Annotated in this window: 22 protein-coding genes; 11 read left to right on the top strand and 11 right to left on the bottom strand. The window is 73.2% G+C overall.

Annotation, left to right across the window (positions count from 1 at the left end):
* Positions 1–80: 80 nt before the first annotated feature.
* A complete protein-coding gene (locus OG852_RS04965; RefSeq protein WP_330347202.1) occupies positions 81–3092 on the top strand; it encodes a glycosyl hydrolase in 3012 nt (1003 codons plus the stop codon).
* 12 nt (positions 3093–3104) lie between these two features.
* Here OG852_RS04965 and OG852_RS04960 read toward each other — a convergent pair whose 3' ends face one another.
* Together OG852_RS04960 and OG852_RS04955 are read right to left on the bottom strand one after the other, a co-directional pair.
* Complete coding sequence (locus OG852_RS04960; RefSeq protein ID WP_330347201.1) at positions 3105–4022, bottom strand: SGNH/GDSL hydrolase family protein; 918 nt, start codon at positions 4020–4022, stop codon at positions 3105–3107.
* A 186-nt stretch (positions 4023–4208) separates the two neighbouring features.
* Entirely contained in the window at positions 4209–5096 is an 888-nt protein-coding gene (locus tag OG852_RS04955) for an oxygenase MpaB family protein (protein ID WP_133916676.1), read from the bottom strand.
* A 213-nt stretch (positions 5097–5309) separates the two neighbouring features.
* Between OG852_RS04955 and OG852_RS04950 the strand changes: the two genes are divergently transcribed.
* A complete protein-coding gene (locus OG852_RS04950; RefSeq protein WP_133916721.1) occupies positions 5310–5555 on the top strand; it encodes a WhiB family transcriptional regulator in 246 nt (81 codons plus the stop codon).
* A 9-nt stretch (positions 5556–5564) separates the two neighbouring features.
* Here the strand turns inward: OG852_RS04950 and OG852_RS04945 are convergent, their stop codons facing one another.
* Positions 5565–6173 (bottom strand): TetR/AcrR family transcriptional regulator, encoded by a 609-nt coding sequence (locus OG852_RS04945; RefSeq protein ID WP_330347200.1) that lies wholly within the window; start codon positions 6171–6173, stop codon positions 5565–5567.
* A gap of 137 nt (positions 6174–6310) precedes the next feature.
* Between OG852_RS04945 and OG852_RS04940 the strand changes: the two genes are divergently transcribed.
* Both OG852_RS04940 and OG852_RS04935 read left to right on the top strand, forming a co-directional pair.
* Positions 6311–7072 carry an SDR family oxidoreductase gene (locus tag OG852_RS04940; protein ID WP_330347199.1) on the top strand — a complete coding sequence of 254 codons (762 nt, stop codon included), beginning with the start codon at positions 6311–6313 and terminating at the stop codon, positions 7070–7072.
* Between the two features lie 136 nt (positions 7073–7208).
* Positions 7209–8000 carry a family 16 glycosylhydrolase gene (locus OG852_RS04935; RefSeq protein ID WP_133916679.1) on the top strand — a complete coding sequence of 264 codons (792 nt, stop codon included), beginning with the start codon at positions 7209–7211 and terminating at the stop codon, positions 7998–8000.
* Between the two features lie 9 nt (positions 8001–8009).
* On the opposite strand, the gene OG852_RS04930 is transcribed toward OG852_RS04935, so the two are convergent.
* The 3 genes from OG852_RS04930 to OG852_RS04920 form a co-directional block, all read right to left on the bottom strand.
* Positions 8010–8387 (bottom strand): roadblock/LC7 domain-containing protein, encoded by a 378-nt coding sequence (locus OG852_RS04930; RefSeq protein ID WP_133916680.1) that lies wholly within the window; start codon positions 8385–8387, stop codon positions 8010–8012.
* 69 nt (positions 8388–8456) lie between these two features.
* Entirely contained in the window at positions 8457–9314 is an 858-nt protein-coding gene (locus tag OG852_RS04925; protein WP_330347198.1) for a hypothetical protein, read from the bottom strand.
* The gene (locus tag OG852_RS04920) at positions 9311–9661 is read right to left on the bottom strand and encodes a hypothetical protein (RefSeq protein WP_330347197.1); all 351 of its coding nucleotides are present in this window, start codon (positions 9659–9661) and stop codon (positions 9311–9313) included. The genes OG852_RS04925 and OG852_RS04920 overlap by 4 nt, the downstream gene beginning before the upstream one ends.
* Before the next feature lie 164 nt (positions 9662–9825).
* Between OG852_RS04920 and OG852_RS04915 the strand changes: the two genes are divergently transcribed.
* The 4 genes from OG852_RS04915 (at position 9826) to OG852_RS04900 (ending at position 13268) form a co-directional block, all read left to right on the top strand.
* Positions 9826–10191: a hypothetical protein gene (locus OG852_RS04915; protein ID WP_133916683.1), complete on the top strand. Its 366-nt coding sequence runs from the start codon at positions 9826–9828 to the stop codon at positions 10189–10191.
* Between the two features lie 420 nt (positions 10192–10611).
* The gene (locus OG852_RS04910) at positions 10612–10788 is read left to right on the top strand and encodes a hypothetical protein (RefSeq protein ID WP_166663725.1); all 177 of its coding nucleotides are present in this window, start codon (positions 10612–10614) and stop codon (positions 10786–10788) included.
* Positions 10789–10810: 22 nt separating this feature from the next.
* Positions 10811–12013 (top strand): aminotransferase class V-fold PLP-dependent enzyme, encoded by a 1203-nt coding sequence (locus OG852_RS04905; RefSeq protein ID WP_330347196.1) that lies wholly within the window; start codon positions 10811–10813, stop codon positions 12011–12013.
* Positions 12014–12134: 121 nt separating this feature from the next.
* The gene (locus OG852_RS04900) at positions 12135–13268 is read left to right on the top strand and encodes an abortive phage infection protein (protein WP_330347195.1); all 1134 of its coding nucleotides are present in this window, start codon (positions 12135–12137) and stop codon (positions 13266–13268) included.
* A 161-nt stretch (positions 13269–13429) separates the two neighbouring features.
* On the opposite strand, the gene OG852_RS04895 is transcribed toward OG852_RS04900, so the two are convergent.
* A complete protein-coding gene (locus OG852_RS04895; RefSeq protein WP_330347194.1) occupies positions 13430–14239 on the bottom strand; it encodes a hypothetical protein in 810 nt (269 codons plus the stop codon).
* Positions 14236–15882 (bottom strand): serine/threonine-protein kinase, encoded by a 1647-nt coding sequence (locus OG852_RS04890; RefSeq protein WP_330347193.1) that lies wholly within the window; start codon positions 15880–15882, stop codon positions 14236–14238. The genes OG852_RS04895 and OG852_RS04890 overlap by 4 nt, the downstream gene beginning before the upstream one ends.
* Before the next feature lie 266 nt (positions 15883–16148).
* Here OG852_RS04890 and OG852_RS04885 point away from each other — a divergent pair, with 266 nt between their 5' ends.
* The gene (locus tag OG852_RS04885) at positions 16149–16814 is read left to right on the top strand and encodes a VCBS repeat-containing protein (protein WP_330347192.1); all 666 of its coding nucleotides are present in this window, start codon (positions 16149–16151) and stop codon (positions 16812–16814) included.
* Here the strand turns inward: OG852_RS04885 and OG852_RS04880 are convergent.
* A complete protein-coding gene (locus tag OG852_RS04880; RefSeq protein ID WP_330347191.1) occupies positions 16799–17224 on the bottom strand; it encodes a hypothetical protein in 426 nt (141 codons plus the stop codon). The two genes, OG852_RS04885 and OG852_RS04880, sit on opposite strands and share 16 nt — an antisense overlap.
* A 159-nt stretch (positions 17225–17383) precedes the next feature.
* Between OG852_RS04880 and OG852_RS04875 the strand changes: the two genes are divergently transcribed.
* Positions 17384–17791, top strand: a complete 408-nt coding sequence (locus tag OG852_RS04875) for a hypothetical protein (protein WP_330347190.1) — start codon at positions 17384–17386, stop codon at positions 17789–17791.
* A gap of 7 nt (positions 17792–17798) precedes the next feature.
* Here OG852_RS04875 and OG852_RS04870 read toward each other — a convergent pair whose 3' ends face one another.
* Positions 17799–18530 (bottom strand): hypothetical protein, encoded by a 732-nt coding sequence (locus OG852_RS04870; protein ID WP_330347189.1) that lies wholly within the window; start codon positions 18528–18530, stop codon positions 17799–17801.
* A gap of 94 nt (positions 18531–18624) precedes the next feature.
* Between OG852_RS04870 and ligA the strand changes: the two genes are divergently transcribed.
* Positions 18625–20742 carry an NAD-dependent DNA ligase LigA gene (gene ligA, locus OG852_RS04865; protein ID WP_330347188.1) on the top strand — a complete coding sequence of 706 codons (2118 nt, stop codon included), beginning with the start codon at positions 18625–18627 and terminating at the stop codon, positions 20740–20742.
* 19 nt (positions 20743–20761) lie between these two features.
* Here the strand turns inward: ligA and OG852_RS04860 are convergent, their stop codons facing one another.
* Positions 20762–21577 (bottom strand): SAM-dependent methyltransferase, encoded by an 816-nt coding sequence (locus tag OG852_RS04860; protein ID WP_133916689.1) that lies wholly within the window; start codon positions 21575–21577, stop codon positions 20762–20764.
* Between the last annotated feature and the right edge of the window lie 114 nt (positions 21578–21691).

The raw sequence follows: 21691 nt of genomic DNA, 5'->3' as shown, positions 1-21691 counted from the left end.
GGCATACCGTTCCGGCGTTTTGAGGAGGGGATTGAAACGATTCAATCACCCTTCGTGATCACGAACCAGGGGAGCGTCCTGTGCCGCAGAGTGTCCCGTCGCGCGGTGGTCCGTCCCGCCGTACCGTCCTGGCCGCCGGCATCACGGCGGGAGCCGTCGCGGCCGTGGGGCCGGGAGCCGCCGTCGCGGCCGTGCCGTCCACCGCCCACGACGGCGCCCTGACCGCCGACTGGTTCGCCCAGCCCGTCCGAGCCCGGCGCCCCAGGTTCCGCTGGTGGTGGCCGGACGGCCTGGTCGACGTCGACGAGATCGCCCGGGAGGTCGACGCGATCGCGGACGCCGGGTTCGGCGGCGCCGAGATCGCCGCCGTGCACCACAGCGTCAAGGACAAGTCGGTCCTGGACACCGCCCACCACGGCTGGGCGAGCCGGCCCTGGCGCGAGGGCGTCGAGGCGGCCCTGCGCCGCGCCGCCCGCCGGGGTCTCACCCTCGACCTCACCCTCGGCCCGAGCTGGCCCGCGGCCGTCCCCGGCCTCACCCCGGACGACGAGGCCGCGGCCCGTGAACTCGTCCTCGGCCGTGTCTCGTTGACCGCCGGAGCGCACTACGAGGGTCCGGTGCCGGCCCCCGGCCGCGCCCCCGCGACCGGCGTGACCCGACAACTGCTCCTCGCCGTGCAGGCCGCCCGCGTCGAGCCCGCGTACTCCACCCGCAAGGAGACCGGCCTCGACCCCGCCAGCGTCCGCGACCTCACCGCGACCGTCACCGACGCCGGCCTGTCCTGGACGGCGCCGGACGACGGCGGCGACTGGGTGCTGATCGCCCACTGGCTGCGCGGCTCGGCCCAGCAGCCCGAGTCCGGACCCCACTCCGCGCCCGCCGCCCACGTCGTCGACCACCTCAGCGCGGCCGGCACCGCCGCCGTCACCGGCTTCTGGGAGCGGGAGATCCTCACCCCCTCCCTGCGCCACCTGCTGCGCGCGGCCGGCGGTGCCTTCTTCGAGGACTCCGTGGAACTGGAGACCGACGGGCTGATCTGGACGCCGGAACTGCCGGAGGCCTTCGAGAAGCACACCGGACGCCCCCTGCTGCCGTATCTGCCCGCGGTGATCACGGACGGCGCCAACCAGGTCTTCGCCTTCGAGACACAGCTCACCCGCCAGATCAGGCACGACTTCTGGGAGACCGTCTCCGCTCTCTTCAACCGTCACCACGTCCGCGGCCTGCGCGACTGGGCCCACGCGCTCGGCATGAACCTGCGCGCCCAGCCCTACGGCCTGCAGACGGACGCCATCGCCTCGGCCGCGATCCTCGACATCCCCGAGGGCGAGTCCCTCGGCTTCAAGAACCTCGACGACCACCGCTGTCTGGCCGGCGGCCGGGACATGGCCGGGCACACGATCCTGTCCTGCGAGGCGGGCGCCTACAACGGGTCGGCCTACAGCACCACATGGGACCGGTTCCTGCGCACCATGGGCGGCGCCTACGCCGCGGGCGTCAACCAGACCGTCGTGCACGGCTTCTCCTACGCCACCGTCCCCGGGGCGAACTGGCCGGGGTTCGCCGCCTTCAGCCCCTACAACGGCGGCCCCGGATACGGCGAGTCCTGGGGCCCGCGCCAGCCGACCTGGCGGCACCTGAACGACATCGCCGACCACCTGGGCCGTGTCCACACCGTCCTCCAGGCCGGCACGGCCCGCGCCGACGTGGCGATCCTGCGCCAGACCGGCTACACCGCGACCGGCATCGGCGCCTCCTGGTTCACAGCCACCGGAGTCCCGCTCGGCTGGACCCACCAGTTCCTCAGCGGACCGCTCCTCACCCTGCCGAACGCCACCGTGCGCGGCGGCCGCCTCGCCCCCGAGGGACCCGCCTACAAAGCCCTGTTCGTCGAGGGCGACTTCTTCTACGGCTCCACCCCCACCCTCGCCCTCACCGACGCCCGCAGACTGCTCGCCCTGGCCCGGGCCGGCCTGCCCGTCGTCCTGCTCGGCGCCTTCGACCAGGCGCTCACCCCGGGAGTGCCCGACGAGGGCGAGACCGCACGGCTGCGGGACGTCCTCGACCGCCTCCTCGCCCTCCCCACCGTCGTCCGTGTCACCGACAAGGCGGCCGTAGGCGACGCGCTCGCCGCCCTGGGCGTCACCGCCGACGTACGCCACGCCACCGCCTCCACCCTCCTCAACGCCCACCGCGCCACCGAGGACGCCGACTTCTACTACCTCTGCAACGGCAAGCACGCGGAGACGGTCAAGCCGCCCGTGGCCGCGATCGACCACGACGTCACCCTGCGCCGCACGCGGGGCCGCACGACGGTGCCGTACCTCCTCGACCCCTGGACCGGGCGGGCCGCGCGCCTCGCCCGCTACACCGAGGACGGCGACGACATCACCCTGCGGGTCGCCCTGCAGCCCGGACAGGTCATGATCGTGGCCCTGGGCCGCCCCGGCCTCTTCGGAGACCGCCACGGCGGACGCCCGCACGCCGTCGCCACCAACGCGCCCGAAGTCCTCTACACCGAACAGGGGCTGACGGCCCGTACGACCGCCCCCGGCACCTACACCACCCGCCTCTCCACGGGCCGCACCGTCACCACCACGGTCGCGTCGGTGCCCGAGCCGATCACACCGGACCGATGGGACCTGGAGGTCGAGGACTGGTACCCCGGAGCCGGCCCGACCCGGACCGAGCACGTCCGCCGCACCCTCGCGCTCGACACCCTGCTGCCCTGGTCGCGCATCCCGGAACTCGCCGACTCCGCCGGCATCGGCCGCTACCGCACGACGGTCACCCTGCCGTACGACGGGACGGGCGCCCTCGACGCCCGGCTGGAGCTCGGCCAGGTCAGCGACACCGTACGGGTCACCGTGAACGGGACGCCCGCGCCGGCGGTCGACCGCCTCCACCCCGTCGTCGAGGTCGGCGCGCTGCTGCGCCCCGGCCGCAACCTGATCGAGGTGGAGGTCGCGACACCGCTGATCAACCGCCTCCGGGTGACCCAGCCGGCCGTGTTCGGCGCCGTCGCCCGACAGGACCACGGGTTGTCCGGACCGGTCCGGCTGGTTCCCTGCGCCCGCAGGGTGCTCGCCTGACGGACGCCGGGATCAGTGGCCGTACCGCCCCTTGCCGACGCGGTGCAGCACGGCGTCCGCCATGGCGGCCTCGCCCTTGGCGTTGGGGTGGGCGGGAGCCGCCGGGGACGCGGGCCGCAACGGCTCGATCCAGCGGTCCGCCGGAGCCTTGCACATGTCGTGCCCGACGGTCGGACCGTAGGTGTCGACGTACTCCGCCCGGCTGCCGTACGCCACCAGACGCAGCATCAGGTTGAGGCGCTTCTCGGTGTCCCGGAGGTAGCGGAAGTCCCCCGCCGCGAAGGGCACCGAGGGCGCACAGCCGATGCCGTCGTCGGGCAGGAGGTCCGGATAGCCGACGACCAGCACCCGCGCGTGCGGCGCCCGGCGGTGCACGTCCCGCAGCACCTGGGCCACCTTCGGTGCCGTCCGCGCGATCGTGACGCTCAACTGGTCGACGCCGGAGGCCCCGTAGTACGTCTGGCACGGGTTGCCCGCCGGGTCCCGGGCGGCCAGCGCGGCACAGGTCCCGATGATGGTCCCGAAGCCGACGTCGTTGCCGCCGATCTGCACGGTCACCAGGTCGGTGTTCCGGCCCAGGGCGTCGAGCTGGGGGCCGTTCGTCCCCTGCGCCTTCCACATGTGGTCGGTCGTCGCCCCGGAGCAGCTCACGTCCTTGAAGGGGTTCGTGCCGAGCCGAGCGGCCACGAGCGACGGGTAGTTGTGGTCCGAGCGGGCGCAATTCGCGTCCACCTGACGGGGGATGAGCGGCCCCGCGGTGTACGAGTCCCCGAGCGCCACGTACTCCTTCGCCTTGCCGCCGCCCCCGCCGTGTGCCGCCGCCGGTGCCTGCGACGCGGCGACCAGAGCACACCCACCCAGCACCGCGAGGAAGGTGACCCCCCTGCGCCGCCGTCCGACCGATGCCTCTCCGCGTACCTCGCGCTGCATCGCAGCTCCTCCCCCCGAGCCCACCCGGGCCGGCGCCGGCGTCCCGAGCGGCCGCCGTGCTGTTCGCCGGAGTTTGTATACCGCCGGGTAGGCCGCCGGTGCCAGAGGTGGGAAGGCATGTGTTTCCCCGTGCCCACAAGGGAGTTCACGGCCGAGAGGAGCGGGTCGGGGCCGGGGGGAGCGGGATCAGCCGGCCGCGGACGTCACCCGCTGCCTGGCCGGTGCCATCGCCCAGCGGATCGTCGCGGTGGTGGCGCGGCCGAGGGGCAGCACACACACCTCCTCGACCAGCGGAAGCCTGGGCAGCCGCAGTTCCTCGGTGGCCCAACGAGGCAGCAGCGCCACGGCGTTGGCGGCGAGGACCCCGTAGGGGAGCCGGGCGACGAACGGCACCGGAGGACGCAGCAGCAGGAATCGGGCGGCCTCCCGGGCCTGTCCGGTGACTGCCAGCTCCGGGCGGTAGGCGGTCAGCCGCCGTGTGAGGTCCGCCCTGGTCCGGGGCGGATCGGGGACGCCCAGCTCCCGAGCGACCCGCGCCATGTCCTCGACGTAGCCGTCGCACTCGTCGTCCGACAGCGGATGCGCGCCGTAGCGCTGATGGGCCCGCAGGAAGCTGTCCGCCTCCGCGAGGTGCACCCACTCCAGCAGACGCGGATCCGAGGCGTGGTACGGCACACCGCCCGGGGCGAGCCCCCGCACCCGTTCGTGGACCGCCCGCACCCGGGCGCACGCCTCCTCGGCATGGGCCGCGGTGCCGTACGTCGTGGTGGCCAGGAAGGTGCTCGTGCGCTGGAGCCGGCCCCAGGGGTCGCCCCGGTAGTCCGAGTGGCCCGCCACGGCCGCCATCGCGAGCGGATGCAGCGACTGGAGCAGCAGCGCGGAGAGACCGCCGATGAACATGGACGCGTCGCCGTGCACCCGGCGGACCGGGCGCTCCGGCCCGAACCAGCGAGGGCCGGGAGTGCCGTGGATCCGGGCCCGGTGGCGGGCGCCGTCCGGTCCCGCGACCCGGGTGAAGAGCCCCTCGCCCAGACGCTCCCGGGGGCCGCGGCCCGCGGCTTCGGCCGGTCTCATGGGTTCCGTCACCTCCTGTCGGCCGCGCTGGGCATCCGTCGCCGTCCACCGCCCGGAACCAGGCCTTCCGCAGCCTGGCCCAAACGGTTCGATGTGCCTATATTTCTTTCTACCTCTGCCGGGTCCGAAGATGCGACGAGCGTCGCGGAACCGGGCTGCCCTGCGGAGTCGGCGAAGTGGTCGCCGGAGGTACCGATGAACTCTTTCCCCTCCATGAACTGGCGTGAGGCGGCGGCCTGCCGTTTCGAGGACCCCGAGCTCTTCTTCCCGATCGGCGAGGACGGTCCCTCCCGGCGGCAGATCGAGCAGGCGCGGGCGGTCTGCCACCGCTGCCCGGTGATGATCCCCTGCGGGACCTGGGCGGTCCGCAACGGCGAGCGGCACGGGGTGTGGGGTGCGATGACGGCCGGGGAGCGCCGGGGTCTCCGGCTGAGCCGGCCGCCGCTCGGCGGGGCCTGACCGCCCCGGTCAGGGGCGCACGCCTCGTATCAGATTGCCGACCAGGCTCGTCGCGAACTCCTCGGTGACGGGCAGGTCGGGCAGCAGCAGTCGGTGGTAGCAGGCACCCCAGAGCTGGTCCACCAGCACCTCGGGATCGACGTCGGCGCGCAGCTCCCCCTGGTCCCGCGCGCGCAGCATCCGCCGTACCGCGAGCTCCCGGCGCGGGCCGGAGTAGCGCTGCCGCAGGGCGGCGGCGAGATCCGGGTCGGTCTGCGCCTGGCCGATCAGCTCGGCGATCACCCGGCCGGCCGGGGTCCCGGTGAGCAGCCGGACGAACGACCGGAGCTGTGCGGTCAGGTCGGCCTCCAGGTCGCCCGTGTCCGGGAACGCGAGCGCGGACTCCACGGCGTGGAAGTAGCCGTCGAGCGCGAGCGCCCCCTTCGACGGCCACCACTTGTAGATCGTGGTCCTGCTGGCGCCGGCCCGCTCGGCGACCGCCTCGATGGTGAACGCGCCCATGCCCTGGTCGAGCAGCAGGGCGCCGGCCGCGTCGAGGACGTCGGCGCGCACCTCGCCGGCGGGGCGCCGCCCTCGGCCGCGCCGTACGGGGCGTGCCGGTTCCGCTGGTTCCGCCATACGGCGCCGACCTCCCGGGTGTCGTCCGATCAGCCCCACCCTGACATATGGACGCGGCGTCCACAACGTGCTTATATGGACGTGGCGTCCATTAAATTGCTCCGTAGACGGGGACGCAGACACAGGGAGGCAGTGCCATGGCGGGGACGAGCGGGACTTCTGAGGTTTCCGGGGCGCGGCGGGTCGCCCTCGTCACCGGTGCCTCCGGTGGCATCGGCCGGGCCGTCGCCCAGCGGCTCGCCGCCGACGGGATGGCCGTCGGAGTGCACTACGCGGGCAACAAGGCCGCGGCCGACGAGACGGTGGCGGCCATCGAGGCCGCGGGCGGCGGCGCGGTCGCGGTCGGCGGGGACGTCGCCGACGAGGCCGCGATGACCGCGGCCTTCGGCGCGGTGGAGCGGGCCTTCGGCGGGATCGACGTCGTGGTCCACACCGCCGGTGTCATGGTCCTGGGACCGGTCGCCGAGTACGACCTCGACGCGTTCGACCGGCTGACGCGGACCAATGTGCGCGGCACCTTCGTGGTGGCCCAGCAGGCGGCCCGGCGGGTCCGCCCCGGTGGGGCCGTCGTCACCTTCTCCACCTCCGTGACCCGGCTGTCCTTCCCCGGCTACGCCGCCTACGCGGCGAGCAAGGGGGCCGTGGAGGCGATGACCTTGGTGCTGGCCCGTGAGCTGCGCGGCCGGGACGTCACCGTGAACGCCGTGGCCCCCGGGCCCACCGCCACCCCGCTGTTCCTCGAGGGCAAGGACGAGGAGGCGATCGCCCGCCTCGCCGCCCAGCCCCCGCTGGAGCGGCTGGGCACCCCGGAGGACATCGCCACGACCGTCGCCTTCCTCGCCGGTCCGGGCCGCTGGATCAACGGGCAGGTCGTGTTCGCCAACGGGGGCATCGCCTGAGCGACGGCGGCATCCGGCGAGGTCCCGTCCCGCAGCGCACACGACACGCCGACGGCCGTCACTCACACGGGTTGTCCTTGCCGCTGATCCACCGCGATCCCGAATGCCCAGGTCATATGCGGAGCAGCATCCGGCCATGGAGAATCCCGCATCCGACAGTTCGCCCGAGGCCACGGCGGCCCGGCGCGGACCCGCGGCCGTCTTCACCGCGGACTTCACCTCCACCAGCCAGTGGGTGGCGGGGCGTTCGTGGGCGTATCCGAACGGCGGACCGATCAATCCCGACGACAACAAACTGGACTACCTGGTCTCGGACCCCGCCTACTCCCGGTCGGGCACGTTCCGGGCCACCCGACGCCGCGACGGGCGGTGGAACGCGGGCCTGCTCACCACGGAGGGGAGCGAGGAGGCCTTCACCGTCCGCACCGGGGACGTGCTCGAGGCCCGGGTGAGACTGCCGTACGAGAGGGGGGCCTGGCCCGCGATCTGGACCTGGCGGGACGGTGACCAGGAGATCGACGTCTTCGAGTACCACCCCGACAACCCCGATCTCCTGGAGCTGAGCAACCACGTCCGGGGCGGCGACCTCTACTACCGCGACCCGGCGATCCGCCCCGGCGCGTGGATCGATCTGCGCGTCGAGTTCGGCAGACGGTCCGTGGTCTGGTGGGTCAATGGCCGGCAGGTGTTCTTCGACGGGCGGGGAGTGGGCCGCGGCTGGTACGCGTACCTGATCGTCAACCTGTCGGTCTGCGCGGGCCGCTACCACCCGCCGCCCGACCCCGGGGTCACCGAGATGTCGTACGAGGTGCAGCGCCTCGTGGTCATGCGACCGCCCTATCTGCTGGAGGAGGACGACGACGAGCCGGACGACCTCGAGGAGGGCGCCGGGGCCGCCGTGGCCGAGATCGACGGTGACCCGGTATGAGCGGGACCGTCACTGGTCCGGGGTGTCGGCGTCCAGGATGCCGCCGAGCTCCGCCACCAGTGCGGGCACCTCCCGGCGGAACGCGGCCAGGTCCAGCCCCTCGTCCGCCATGACGGCGAGCAGCGCGCGCTCGCCGACCGCCGTGACGATCACATGCCCGGCGCTGCACTGCGCGCTCATCTCGCGCAGGGTCCCGGTGGAGGCCTGGTCGGCGAGGCGCCGGCCGAGGGACAGGGTGGCCGCGGCGACGGCGGCCATGGACTCGGCGTGCGTCTTGCTGACGTCACTGGCGACCACCAGCCCGTCGACGGTCGCGAGGGTGCTTTCGGTGACACCCATCACCTTGTCCCGCAGGGAGACGAGGAGGTCGTTCACGGGGTCGCTCATGATGTCTTCTTCCTGGTGAGCGGTGTGGGGTGGGGAGGTGACGGGCGCGACGGGGCGGAACCGGCCGGGTCAGGCGCGGCGCTCGGGGGAGCCCGGAGCGGCCGGCTGGGGGCCGGGGCGGCGCGGCAGGCGCCGGGGGAGTCCGCTGGTCGCGGGGGCGGAGGGAACGACGGAGGGGGAGGGGGTACGGGGTGCGGTGCTCGGGCGTCCGGCGGCGCCCGGCGGGGTCGCGTACTCGATGAGCTGCAGCCCGAGCAGGTGCCGGAGGTCGAGGAGGACGGCGAACAGACCGCGGCCCAGCGTGAACGCGAGGTCCCGGGGCGTACGGCGCCCGTCGACGGCGGTCAGGAGGTCCAGGTGGCGGGGGGAGAGCCGGGCGGTGGACTCGGGCAGACCGGCGGCGGGAGACGTCAGGACGCGGTCGCGGGCGGACCGCGCAATCGCGCCGGGTTCCTTCGCCAGCATCCCGAAACGGCGGGTCGTCTCGGTGACCAGTCGCTCCGGTGGCACCCCGGCTCCGGCGTACAGCACCGGGACGGGATCCCCGACCTCCCAGTCCGTCGGGCGGTTGAGGGACAGGGCGAACGCCGCGTCGAACAGCGCGCCCAGGCTGACGACCTCCAGCTCCCCGGCGCCGATCAGCTCGGCCGCGACCAGCTCCCGCGCCAGATGCTCATGGGTGCTGTCGGCGGCGCGCACGGACGTCCACGCCTCCTCCGTGAGACGGCCGGACTTGAGCAGGATCGCCTCGACCCCGGGAGCGCCCGGGGTCTCCATGGCGACCACCAGCCCGTCGCGGACATGGAGGGTGCCGCCCGGGCTGCCGGAGACCGAGACGGTGCAGGAGCGGCGCTGCGCGTGCAGGCCGGACAGGAGCGAGGGGAGGTTGCGGGGGGCGGGGGGCTCGGGGGTGTCGGTCCCGGTCATGCCAGCAGCGCGTCCGCGTGCCGGGTGAGGTCCTGCAGCACCCAGGCGAGGTTCGTGCGGTCCCGGTTCACGGTCGCGCACAACAGGACCGGATCCCGGTCGCGGGCGACGCTGAGCGTCACATGGTGGGTGCTCGGGGTCGTGACGACGATGCTCTCCAGCTCGTCGGCGCACCCCGCCTGCCGCAGGCCGCTGTCGGCGATACCGACGAGGTCGTGGGCGTCCTGGCTCGCGCCTGTTTCCCCCAGCGAGGCGTAGGAGAGGCCCGTCACCGAGTCCACCACAGCCGCGCCGGAAATACCGGGCGTCTGCAGAACTCGGGCGAGGGCGGTCTCGAGTAGAGCCATTGGTTGCCCCTTCGCTTGCCCTGCCGAGCACAGTACTTTATTTGCCAACTATCGCAAGACTGGCCAAAGATGAGCTCGTTCGAAATCAACGGTCCCAGAAGGAACACTGGTTGTCGTTGTAAGGGATCAATCCCGGTCGGTCTGTACGGAAAAGAGGCACCGGCGTGAACATTGAGAGCACGCTCAAGGAAGCGATGGGCATCGAGGGTGCCCTGGGGGTGGCCCTGGTCGACTACGAGAGCGGGATGTCGCTCGGTGCGCTGGGCGGTGGCCCCCACCTCGACCTGGAGCTGGCCGCCGCCGGCAACACCGAGGTCGTACGGGCCAAGCAGCGCACCCTGAAGTCGCTGGGCCTGCAGGAGGAGATCGAGGACATCCTGATCACGCTCGGCCAGCAGTACCACCTGATCAGGCCGCTCAGCAGGGCGCGCGGCGGGCTCTTCCTGTACCTCGCGCTGGACCGCGGGCGCAGCAACCTCGCCCTGGCCCGTCACCGGCTCAGGGCGCTGGAATCCGAACTGGAGATCTGACCCGGTAAAGAACGGACCCCGCACCACGGAAGGCGTGGTACGGGGTCCGCATTCGAGCGCCGGGCAGGCCTTGCACCTGCATTTCCCCGCAGGAAGCGGGGCGTCTTTCCTTGGACCACCAACGCGTCACCGAGGAACGGGGGTTCCGTCCTTCAGCTCTGGCTTCAGCTTAGCGCATGGTCACGACATCGCTGGACCATGAAACCGGAGCCAAAGCCTCCGATGTGTCACAGTCGACCATCCATGGTCATCGGCATGGGCCGAACCGGGGACAATGCGATGATGTCGTCGGCACCGGTTTCGCTGCGGGGTCGTCAGGCGACGTCGCGGCAGCGCCGATCCGCCCGCCGGGTCGGTGCCGTGTCCGAAGCCGTTCCACCGCGTCGGCCCGCCCGACCGTCCACGAAAGCAGAGCCACCCGTGTTCTCCGTCTTCGACGACACGCCGATCTACCACCGCCTCATCAGTGAACGCGGGGACATCCCCGCCCAGGTGCGCGGCGAGGCCGAACGCATCAAGCGCGACCTGGACCGCGTCATGGCCGGCGGCCCCTCGCTCAACCCCGGCCTGCCCGCACCGAGGGGCTTCTTCTCCTGACACCGGCCAGGAAGTCATCACCGTGCCCCGTCCGCTGACCCTGCCCGACGGCCGGCCCGCCGGCGCGGGCTGGACCCTCGACCCCGGCCTGCGCCACCTCAACCACGGATCGTTCGGCGCGGTTCCGCGCGCCGCGCAGGAGCGACAGAACGCGCTGCGCGCCGAGATGGAGCGGGCCCCCGTCGTCTGGTTCCCTACGCTGCCCGCACGGCTCGCCACCGCCCGGGCCCGGATCGCCGACTGGCTGCGCACCGACCCGAAGGACCTCGCGCTCGTCCCGAACGCCGGCGCCGGCGCCAGCACCGTCTACGCCGCCCTCGCCGACCGGCCCGGCGGCGACATCGTGGTCACCGACCACGGCTACGGCGCCGTCACGATGGGCGCCGAACGCCTCGCCCGCCGCTGGGGGAGCCGGGTGCGCACGGCACGGGTACCGCTCGCCGCCGACGCCGACCAGGCCTACGAGGCCGTCCTGGCCGCCGTGGACGACGAGGTCGCGCTGATCGTCCTCGACCAGATCACCTCCGCCACCGCCCGGCTCATGCCCGTCGAACGCGTCGCCGCCGAGGCGGCACGGCGTGGCGTCACCCTGCTCGTCGACGGCGCGCACGCCCCCGGCCTCCTCGCCGCGCCCCTGGCCGGCCTGGACTGCGACGCCTGGGTCGGCAACCTGCACAAATGGGGCTGCGCACCGCGCGGTTCGGCCGTGCTCGTCGCCCGCGGCCCCCTGCGCGACGACCTCCACCCGCTGATCGACTCCTGGGGCGCGGCCGAGCCCTTCCCCGACCGCTTCGACCACCAGGGCACCCTCGACGCCACGGGACCCCTGGCCGCCCCCACGGCGCTGCGGTACATCGAGGACACCTGGGGCTGGGACACGGCCCGCCGTTACCTGGACGAACTCGCGGAGTACGGCGCCCGGGTCGTGGCGGCCGCGTTCGCCCGCACCGGAACCCCGCCCGAGCCCGTCGACGTGGGCATGCCCGTCCCCGGCATGCGGCTGGTCCGGCTGCCGGCCGGCCTCGGGGAGAGCCGGATCGCCGCCGACGCGCTCCGCGACCGGGCGCCCGCCGAACTGGGGGTCGAGGCCGCGTTCACCAGCTTCGCAGGCCTCGGCTACCTCAGACTGTCCGCCCACGTCTACAACACACCCGAGGACTACGAGTACTTCGCCGAGACCTGCGTACCGGTCGTGGAGCGCTGGGCCCACGAGACCCGCGGATAGCCGGACACCGACTTCCGACACCCGAGCCGCCTCCTCCGACCGCCCGGCCGTCCACCCTCGTCGTACCGCCACCGACCATCGGCCGACTGCGCGCGACGTGGCGCACCGACACCGTGGAGGCATGGAGAAAACCGAAGGGATCACCCGGGCCCGCTTCCTCGGCGGGGCCGCGGCGGCCGGAGCGGCGGCCGCACTCGGACCGGCGGCCCACGCCCACGCCACCGAAGGACGCCATGGCCTGCGGCACCGGGGTGTCGTCTACACGGTCGGGGAGGGCGAGACCCCGGCGACGGCCTGGGACACCCACCGGATGCGCGCCGACCTCCGCGCGATCCGCCGGGACCTGCACGCCGACACGGTCGACGTCACCGGCGACGGCGTGGAGCGCCTGGAGGCCACCGCCGGCGCGGCGGCCGACCTCGGCCTGCACGTGTGGCTGCAACCCACCCCGGCGGACATCCCGCAGCGCGACATCCTCGAACACCTGGCAGAAACGGGCCGGTTCGCCCGGCGCCTGCGCCGCCAGGGGGCGAGCGTGGACCTGAGCGTCGGCTGCGAGTTCCAGCTCTTCGTGCCCGGCATCGTCCCCGGCGACACGGTGCTCGAACGGGTGCGCAACCTCGTCGACGGCGCCTACGACCCCGTCGCCACGCAGCGCAGGCTCCACGCCTTCACCGCCCGCGCCGCCCGGGCGGCCCGCTCGGTGTTCGACGGACGGCTCGGCTATGCCGCCGCGCAGGACGAGCGGGTCGACTGGTCCCTGTTCGACGTGGTCGGCATCGACTACTACTCCGCCCACCCGCGCCCCGCCGACCATGTGCGCGAGCTCCGCCGCCATCTGCGCCCGGGCAAGCCCCTGGCCATCACCGAGTTCGGCACCTGCGCCTACCGCGGCGCTCCCGAGGCCGGCGGCATGGGATGGGACGTCGTCGACCACGACAGGCGACCGCCCGAGATCAAGGGCGATCTGGTGCGCAGCGAGCGCACCCAGGCCGACTACGTCGTGTCGCTGGTGCGGGTCTTCGAGTCGATGGGCCTGTACGCGGCGATGGCCTTCGAGTTCGTCACCCCGGACGCCCCGTACCGTCCCGGCGATCCCCGTCACGACCTCGACATGGCGTGCTACGCCCTCACACGCACCGTCCAGGACCGCCCCGGCGACCCCCGGTCCCCCTGGCACTGGGAACCGAAGCAGGCCTTCCACGCCCTGGCCCGCCACTACGCGGCCGCCGCACGTGCCCGGCGGCCCGGCTAGGGGGTGTTTCGAAAGTCCCGCACAGCACCCGCGGCGCCCGGCACGTACGCGCGCCGCACCGGCCGAAACCCCAAGTACGTCCAGTACGAGGGCTTTCGTCCGGCACGCCGAGAGCACGCACCGGACACCGCGGGCACCGCACAGGACTTTCGAAACACCCCCTAGAGGCAGTCGTACGTGAAGGCGGCCCGCGCCGTCCCGCCGCCCGGGGACAGCACCCGCAACTCCGCCGACGCCGCGTAGTGCCCCTGCCCCTGGAAGGTCCACAGCAGATGCAGCCGTACCGTCCGACGGCCCTCGGCGACCCTGGCGTGCAGGACGTCGGACTCGGTGCCGTCGTTGCGGACCCAGCGGTAGGACAGCTCGCCCGCGTGGCCGTCGGTCCGGACGACGCCGACGACGTCCGCCGTCGTGTCGCAGCCGGTGCTGCCCCGGCCGGCCGCCGCCGAGACCCCCCGCACCGAGAGACCGGGCGTGTCGTGCTGCCTCCACAGCAGGAACAGCACGGCGGCGACCAGCACCAGCGCGGGCAGCGCGTGCCGGCGCAGACGGCGGTGCCGGCGGGCCGGGGGCGCGGCGGGAACGGTCACGGTCCGCACCGGGTACACCGACCCCGCGGTCGCTCCCGGCCGGGCGGTGACGCCGGGACCGAAACGCAACACCGACCCGGCCGTCGGCTCGTCGTCGGGCTCGGAGCCCATGACCGCCGTTCGGTCGTCGGCCCCGGAGCCCATGACGGCCGTACCGTCGTCGGCTCGGGGCGCCAACAGCGCCGTACCGTCGTCGGCTCGGGGGGCCATCACCGCCGTACCGTCGTCGGACCGTGCGTGGACCACCGTCGTACCGTCGTCGGACCGTGCGTGGACCACCGTCGTGCCGTCGTCGCCGCGTTCGACCCAGAAGCTGTCCAGTGCGGTGGCGCTGTAGTCGTCCCGGTCGTAGTCCGCGTGATCCTCGTGAGGGACGGTCATCGGAGTTCGCACCCCCGGGTGAGGAGTTGCTGGGAGGCGCCGCCGTCCGCGGAGGCGGGGCTGGTGGAGGCCTGCACGGTCCAGTAGCAGCCGGTTCCCCGGAAGGTGTGCTCGACCGTCAGCGTGTACTGACGGGCACCGCTGCGCCGGTACGACTCGGTGCCGTCCGCCGTTCCCGCCTGGCCGGCCACGTTGCCCGTGAACCAGGCGAAGTCGACGGTGACGGGACCCGTGCCGTCGGCGGTGACCGTGATCGTCGCGGTCGCGGTGGTGGGGCCCGTCTGCCGGAACGCCGACACCGTGACGTCCTTGACGGCGGTCGGGACCGACGGGGACGCCGACGGGCTGGTCGTCGGACTCGCGGACGCGGTCGGCGTGGGGGAGGCCCAGGAGGCGGACGGTGAGGACGTCGGGTCGGTGGCCACGGCCGACGGTGACCCGGTCCCCACGGACGCCGAGTCCGAGGGCGAGGCGCTGGGCAGCGCGGAGGACGCGGCCGCCGACGGTGTGGGCGACGTCGTGTCCGAGGGGAGGGGGCCGGTGTCGGTGGCCGGCGAGGGACTCGTCGTGGCCAGGGCCTGGGTCTCCTGGCCCGCGTGCGCTCCCGCGCCCTGCCCGACGCCCTGGCCGAGCAGGAGCGCGACGAGTACGGCGGCCGCCGCCACGGCCGCTCCCGGCACGGTGGGCCGCCACGCGTGCAGCCGCCCGCCGGCGGCGTCCCGGCCGAGCACGGTGCGTGCCTCGTCGGTGGTGGCGCTCGGACCGGACTCCGTACGGCCCGAGGGCAGCAGGAAGAGCAGTGACGCCACGAGCGCGGCCAGCCGGCCCCGGCCGCGCTCCTCCCAGTCGTCCCCGTACTCTCCTGCGGCGGCCCGCTCCAGGTCCGCCACGAAGGCCGCCGCGTCCGAGGGCCGTTCCGCCGCCGTCTTGGCGAGCCCACGACGCACGAGCGGGCGCACGGCCGCGGGCACCTCGTCCACCGGGACGGGATCCTCGGCGTGCTGCACCGCCAGTTGGGCCATGTTGTCGCCGGGGTAGGGCTTGCGGCCGGTCAGGCACTCGAAGAACGTGGCGGTGGCCGCGTACACGTCGCCGGCGGGGGAGGCCGGCGCTCCCGTCCACTGCTCCGGCGCCATGTAGGCCGGCGTGCCCGCCACGCCCGCGCTGATACCGGCGTCCACCGCGATCCCGAAGTCGACGAGCTTGGACCCGCCCTCGGGGGTGACCAGGACGTTCGCCGGCTTGTAGTCGCGATGGACCACACCGGCCCGGTGCGCGTCCGCCAGACCGAGCAGCGAGCCCTTGAGGACGGCCAGCGCGGACTCCGGGGACAGCGGGCCCTGCCGGGCGAGGAGCGTGCGCAGGGACACGCCGTCGACCAGCTCCATCACGATGGCGGCGCCCTCGGTGGCCTCCACGTACTCGTAGAAACCCGCCACGTACGGGCTGTGCAGCCCGCCGAGCAGTTCCGCCTCGGCGCGGAAACCCCGCAGGAAACCGGGTCGCGTGCGCAGCGACTCGCTGAGGTACTTCACGGCCACCGGCAGACCGGTCGGCTCGTGCAGGGCGAGCACCACCCGTCCGCCGGCTCCGGAACCGAGTTCCAGCGACTCGGAGTACCCCGGTACGGCCCATGTGCTCATCGCCACCCCCTTTCCACGGCGCGCCCGCGCCTCAGCGACCCCGGGAACCGTCGGGCCACGGCTGCTGAGACACGTTTTCGGCCACGGCGGTTGCACTCCCCGCCGTGGATCGGGCGGAGACCCGGCGGCCTCGCACCCCTGTGCGATAGTAGGGCGCCATGTCCCCCACGGCGCCCCCGCATCCGTACCGGACCCCTCCGTACCGGAACACTGGCAGAGGAAGAGGCAGAGGAAAGGGCGGCGGAAGGATCGCCCCCGGTGTCCTCGTGGTGGCCGGACTGGTGTTCTTCACCGGCTGCGAGGACGTCCTGGGCCCGCCGCCCCCGCCGCCGGACGGGCCGTCCTCGGTCACGGCGTGCGTGACCGGCTCGGGCGAACTGATCGCCGACCTGAACGACGACGGCCGCCCCGACCGTGTCGCCGACCCGACCGGCCAGGGCGTCGACCTGACCGTCACCTTCGGCTTCGGCACGCCGTACGAGACGAAGGCCCGGCCACGCGCACTCGCCGACCACGCCGGGGCCCACCAGAACTACGTACGTGCCGTCGTCGCCGACTTCGACCGGGACGGCTGGAGCGACCTGGTCGTGGTCGCCGGCGAGAACCAGCTCGGCGACGCCCCGATCCCGCCGAACCTCGCCGAGCTGCGGTTCGGCCCCTTCTCGAACACCGGCCGTGCCCGCAGAATACGGCCCCTGGACCTCGGCCCCACCAAGGACATCGAGGTCGCCGACCACAACCACGACCGCTACCCCGACGTCTCGGCGTACACGTACAGCGGCGACGGGGTGTACTCCTGGGAGGCGCGGCTGGGAGAGCCCGACCGCGGACTCGGGACGGACACACACGCGTACACGCTCGACGACACGGGCCAGGTCTCCCCGGAGGACCTCCCGGCCACCGGCCTGGCCCCCTTCTATCCCCGCTGCTGATCCGGATCGTCCACCAGCAGTCCCACGAGCGCCCGTACGGCGTCGGCCACGACCGGAGTGGCCAGGACCAGCACGGGATCCGGTGACCGGGCCGGGAGTCCGCTCCACACCAGGAAGACGGCGCCCGCCTCGGTCCGGTCCGTGGCGAAGGAGACGAACGCCGGGACGTCCTGCGCTTCGTCGCGCCCGCCCGGCATCCAGGGCGGCGGTCCCTGCGCGAACCGCAGACAGTTGTGGCTGAACGACGGGTACCACCGCCTCAGCACGCTCTTCTCCACGGCCGACAAGAGGTCCTCGGCGACCGGAGGGATCCAGGAATCGGTGCCCCGCACCGATGCGTCGAGGGCCCGCGCGTCCTCCCGCGTCGAGGCCCGGGCTTCGTCCAACGACCATGCGCCGTCCCCCGTCATACCCCCAGTCTGGACAAAGCGGCGCATCCGGGAAAGCCTTCCCGTGACAGGGCAACAGTAATGTCACTGTGCTGTTGAAGAATGCGGGAAAGAGAGATCAACTTCGCTCCTACGGGGTAGACGGTGTACAGCCGATGTCCCTGAAAGAGGTCACCGCCCATGCCGCCCGCCGACGCTCCTCGCCCGTCCGACGCCCCTCGCCGCAACGCCCCGCTGACCCGGGCCGAGGCGGACGTTCTGCGGATCGTCAGCGATGCGAGCCATCCCGTCTTCGTGACCGTGCATACGAACGGGCGTCATCGGTACAGCTATTGGCGGCCGCTGGACTCCGTCACCGGCAAGGGCGGCTGCTATGTGGCCCTGCCGACCGCCGAGTGCGACCAGCTGCGCGCCACCGGGCGGATATCCCTCGGCGAGCCCGTCTCCGACGCGCGCCGCACGACCTACCGGGTGCGCGCCGTACGGCCCCAGGCGGCGCCCGCGCGCCTGACGGCCACGCCTGTCGCCCGGCCCGTGCCGGCCACCGTGCCCGTGCTCGCGGCACGGCGCCGGGCGCGCGCCGCCTGAACCCGCGTCAGTAGGGCGTGTCCTCGGGGAGGGCGAGGCGGGTCTCCAGCCGTGGGTCGGCCAGCAGATCGGCGATCAGTTCCGGGGACCCGCCGACGTACGTGCTGACCAGATCCACGTCACCGCCCACGCACCAGGCGCGGTCCTGCGGCCACCACAGATCGGGCAGCGGGGCGAACTCGTCCAGCGACACCGGTGAGACCACGTCGGCGAGTGCCCCGCCGAGCAGCACCTCGTCCCGGCCGGGGGTCGGGAACGTGGGCACCCCGTCGAAGTCGCGGCGGCCGTAACCGTTCCACAGACCGAACCAGCAGCGCTCGGCCGTCCCTGTGTGCCGGGCCAGGACCGGGACGAGGGCGTCCGCCACCAGCGGCGGCGTCGGCCCCTCCTCGGGATGCTCGTCCCACACGCCGGGCAGACCCGGGTCGGAGCCGTTGTGGTAGAAGCGCTCCGCGCCGATCAGCCGGTGCCACTTCGTTCCCGGCCCGACCGTCCGCCCGTACGCGGCCGCCACCTGGGACCACCGCACCGGCCGCCCGTCCAGGGACGCCGGATGCAGGACCCGCGCGTACGCGGCGAAGCCCGGCGCCGCGACCCCGGCCACCGTGCCGAAGTCACCGTGTCCGGGCCCGCTTCGGGTCAGCCACTCGGCCGGGCCCGGAACGTCGGTGCGCACGCGCAGCCGGCCGTACCACTCGGGTGCGCCGTCCCGTTCCGCCGCTCGGAGAAAATCGTTCACCCGCCCCAGTCTGCCCGCCCGGCCCGGTCGGCCGCGGACCGCCCCCTGCCTGGTCGGAGGGGCATTGTCAGTGGTGGCAGGCAGGATGAAGGACATGACGACACCTGGTGCAGTTGCAGCGATTGTGGACGCCGAGGCCTACGGCCGTGCGGTGCGGGACGCGGTGGAGGCGGCCGCCGCCTACTACGCGGGCGGTACGTCGGTGCTGGACGACGACGCCTACGACCGTCTGGTGCGCGCCATCGCCGCCTGGGAGGCCGAGCACCCCGCATCCGTGCTGCCCGACTCGCCGACCGGCAAGGTCGCCGGCGGTGCCGTCGAGGGCGATGTGCCGCACACGGTGGCGATGCTCAGCCTGGACAACGTGTTCTCGCCCCAGGAGTTCACCGCGTGGACCGCCTCACTGGCCCGGCGCGTCGGCCATGAGATCACCCGGTTCGGCGTGGAGCCCAAGCTCGACGGTCTCGCGATCGCCGCCCGCTACACCGAGGGCCGGCTGACCCGGCTGATCACCCGCGGCGACGGGACGGCCGGGGAGGACGTCTCGCACGCGATCGGCACGATAGAGGGCCTCCCGGACCGCCTCACCGAACCCGTCACCGTCGAGGTGCGCGGCGAAGTCCTCATGACCACCGCCCAGTTCGAGCACGCCAACGAGGCGCGCACCGCCCACGGCGGACAGCCCTTCGCCAACCCGCGCAACGCCGCCGCGGGCACCCTGCGCGCCAAGGACCGCGCCTACACCGTGCCCATGACCTTCTTCGGCTACGGCCTGCTGCCCCTGCCCGCCACCGAGCCGGCCCTCGCCGCGTCCCTCACGGACGGCGCCCACAGCGACCTGATGACCCTCACCGGCTCCTACGGCGTCAACACCACCGCCACCACCGCCGTCCCCGGCACCACGGCCGCCGGCGCCGAGGAGGTGCTGGCCCGCGTCCAGGAGATCGCCGCACTCCGCGCCGAGCTTCCGTTCGGCATCGACGGGATCGTCGTCAAGGCCGACCTGGCCGCCGACCAGCGCGCCGCCGGCTCCGGCTCACGCGCCCCGCGCTGGGCGATCGCCTACAAGCTCCCGGCCGTCGAGAAGATCACCCGCCTGCTCGCCGTCGAGTGGAACGTCGGCCGCACCGGCATCATCGCCCCGCGCGGCGTCCTCGAACCGGTCGAGATCGACGGCTCCACCATCACCTACGCCACCCTCCACAACCCGGCCGACATCACCCGCCGCGACCTGCGCCTCGGCGACCACGTGATGGTCCACCGCGCCGGTGACGTCATCCCCCGCATCGAAGCGCCCGTCGCCCATCTGCGCACCGGCGACGAACAGCCGATCGCCTTCCCCGAGTCCTGCCCCCGGTGCGGCGCCGGCATCGACACCGGCGAGCAGCGCTGGCGCTGCGAGAACGGCCGCAACTGCCACCTCGTCGCCTCCCTCTCCTACGCCGCGGGGCGCGACCAGCTCGACATCGAGGGCCTCGGTCACACCCGGGTGGTGCAGCTCGTCGAGGCCGGACTCGTCACCGACCTCGCCGACCTGTTCACCGTCACCCGCGACCAGCTCCTCGGCCTGGAGCGGATGGGGGAGACCAGTACCGACAACCTCCTGACCGCGCTCACCAGGGCCAAGGGCCGGCCGCTGTCCCGGGTCCTGTGCGCCCTCGGCGTCCGGGGCACCGGCCGTTCCATGTCCCGCCGTATCGCCCGCCACTTCGCGACGATGGACGCCCTGCGGGCCGCCGACGCCGAGGCGGTCCGGCGGGTCGAGGGCATCGGCACCGAGAAGGCCCCCTCGATCGTCGCGGAACTCGCCGAACTCGGCCCGCTCATCGACAAACTGACGGCGGCCGGCGTCAACATGACCGAGCCCGGCGCCACACCGCCGTCGGCCACGGCCGACGAGGCCGCCGCGGAGGGCGCCGCCGACGGGGGTGCGCCGCAGCCGGCCGCCGCGGGTCCGCTCGCCGGTATGGCGGTGGTGGTCACGGGCGCGATGACCGGGCCGCTGGAGAAGCTCAGCCGCAACGAGATGAACGAACTCGTCGAACGGGCGGGCGGCCGGGCCTCCTCCAGCGTCTCCAAGAAGACCGCGCTCGTCGTCGCGGGAGAGGGCGCCGGCTCCAAGCGGACCAAGGCCGAGACCCTCGGCATCCGCCTCGCCACCCCGGACGAGTTCGCCGTCCTGGTCGCCGACTTCCTCGACACGGGGGAGTGACGACCGGCGGCCTCTCACATCACGGCTTGCGCCCCAGCCCGCCGTGCTCGCCGATGACCTGCGGCTCCGGCGAGTCGGCCTCGGGACGCCACAGCGGCACCGAGACGACACCGGGCTCGAGCAGCTCCAGACCGTCGAAGTAGGAGGCGATCTGCTCGGGCGTCCGCAGGTTGTACGGCACGGCCCCGCTCTCGTTGTAGGCGTTCTGGGCCTGCTCGAAGACGGGATCGATGCCCAGCGAACCGTCGTTGACGGACAGATAGCTGCCGGACGGCAGGGCGCCCATCAGCCGGTCGACGATCGAGCGCGCCTCGTCGTAGTCGGCGACATGGCCCAGGATGTTGCTGAGGATCAGGGCGGTCGGCCGGGAGAAGTCCAGCGTCTCGGCGGCGGCCGCCAGGATCCGCTCCGGGTCCAGCACATCGGCGTCCACGTAGTCGGTCGCGCCCTCCGGGGAGGAGTAGAGCAGGGCACGGGCGTGCGCCAGCACCAGCGGGTCGTTGTCGACGTACACGATCCGGGTCTCGGGAGCGATGCGCTGCGCGACCTGATGCGTGTTCTCGGCGGTCGGCAGCCCGGTCCCGACGTCCAGGAACTGCCGTATGCCCGCCTCGGCCACCAGATGGGTGATGTTGCGCTTCAGGAAGGCCCGGCTGCTGCGGGCGATGGTCACGATGCCGGGGAAGACGGCCGTGTACGCGTCACCGGCCGCCTCGTCGACGGGGTAGTTGTCCTTCCCGCCCAGCCAGTAGTTCCAGATCCGGGCCGAGTGCGGCACCGACGTGTCGATCTTCTGGTGCTCCGCCGCTTCGGGGGGCGTCACGTGCTCGGTCATGAGGAGCGTCCGTCTTCTGGTCGGTTCAAGGGTCGGTCACCGCACAACATACGTCCCAACGTCCTCACTACGTACATCAGTTCACGCTTTCTCCGGGTACACACAGCGGGCGGC

It is taken from the genome of Streptomyces sp. NBC_00582 (assembly GCF_036345155.1).
Classification (GTDB): Bacteria; Actinomycetota; Actinomycetes; order Streptomycetales; family Streptomycetaceae; genus Streptomyces.
The sequence above is the reverse complement of the archived record's forward strand: the minus strand, read 5'-3'. Positions and strand labels throughout refer to the sequence as shown.